Annotated in this window: 1 protein-coding gene; it reads left to right on the top strand. The window is 51.9% G+C overall.

Annotated elements, in window-relative coordinates; translation table 11 throughout:
* Window positions 1-1,748, top strand: a 1,748-nt coding sequence (locus VGK02_10840) for an Ig-like domain-containing protein (protein HEY3375534.1), incomplete at both ends; no start/stop codon positions are given.

Genomic DNA, 1,748 nt, shown 5'->3' with positions numbered 1-1,748 from the left:
GTATTATTACTCAGTAGATACAGCGGCTAATACCGAGGCCAATAAGAATTTGGCGATTAAAGTCGATACGGCAGCACCGGCAACCTTTACGCTCTCAAGTCCGGCGGACAACTCCTGGACAACGAATCAGAAACCAACGCTTATCTGGACTGCGGCAACCGACACATCGAGCGGCATCGCGAACTACGTCATCAAGATAGATGGAGCTAACGATCAGACAGTTTCAGGCGCAACGCTTTCAACGGTAACAGCCACAACGCTTACAGAAGCGAGTCATACCTGGCAGATTATTGCGATAGATAATGCCGGCAACCAGACTTCGTCGCTTACACGAACGGTCAAGGTTGACCTCGCAAATCCAATAGCAACGATTAGCGCACCGGCAAACAATGCCACGGTTAACGGTCTGGTTACTATTACCGGCACGGCATCGGATACCAACTTTGCAAACTACAAACTCGAATACGGTGCCGGCGCATCGCCTTCGTCATGGACGACGATAACCAACCCGACGACGCCGGTAACCAACGGCACGCTCGGTGCTTGGGACACAATAGGGCTTAACGGTGATTACACGATCAGGCTTACAGTGAACGATAATGCCGTTAAGTCAACGACAGCGACAATTCTGGTGCACTTAGACAATGGTGTACCTGCAACGACAATAACTACATCACCGGCGGCAGCTGACGGTGCGAATGGCTGGTTCAAATCGGCAACGACAATAACGCTTACCTCGTCTAAACCCGGCACGACCTATTACCAATGGGATAGTACCGGCGGCGCGTGGACGACATATACCATCCCGTTTGCGGCACAACAAGGAAACCATACGCTCTACTTCTATTCGAAAGATGCTTTGAATAATGCTGAAACAGCGAAAAACCAAGCGGTAAAAGTCGATACGGTAGCGCCAGGGGCCACGACGCTTTCAACTCCGGCAGATAATTCCTGGACGATGAACCAGAAACCAACGCTTATCTGGACTGCGGCAACCGACACATCAAGCGGCATCGCGAACTACGTCATCAAGATAGATGGAGCTAACGATCAGACAGTTTCAGGCGCAACGCTTTCAACGGTAACAGCGACCAGCTTGGCAGATGGCAGTCATACCTGGCAGGTTGTCGCAGTAGATAACGCGGGCAACCAGACCGCCTCGGCTACGAGGACAATAAGAGTCGATCGCACGAGTCCAACGGCAATGATTACAGCACCGGCCAACGACGCGATTGTTAGCGGCTTGATAACCATTACCGGCACGGCATCGGATACCAACTTTGCAAACTACAAACTCGAATACGGTGCCGGCGCATCGCCTTCGTCATGGACGACGATAACCAACCCGACGACGCCGGTAACCAACGGCACGTTGGGTACATTAGATACAAACGTGCTTGGCTCAGGCGACTTTACTATTCGCCTTACGTCAACCGACAGCGCGGCCAACACCGCGACAATGTCAATCCTTATTCATATCGATACGGTGCCGCCGACAACGACACTTTCAACCAGCCCAATAACACCAGACGGCACCAACGGTTGGTTTAAATCGGCAACGACGATTACGCTTACCTCGTCCGAGCCGGGCACGACCTATTACCAATGGGATGGAACCGGCGGCGCATGGACGACCTACACGGGTGCCCTTGCCGCACAACAAGGAAACCATACACTGTATTATTACTCAGTAGATACAGCGGCTAATACCGAGGCCAATAAGAATTTGGCGATTAAAGTCGATACGG

The sequence above is a fragment of the Candidatus Aquicultor sp. genome (genome assembly GCA_036504445.1).
Lineage (GTDB): Bacteria > Actinomycetota > Aquicultoria > Aquicultorales > Aquicultoraceae > DASXVE01.
The sequence above is the reverse complement of the archived record's forward strand: the minus strand, read 5'-3'. Positions and strand labels throughout refer to the sequence as shown.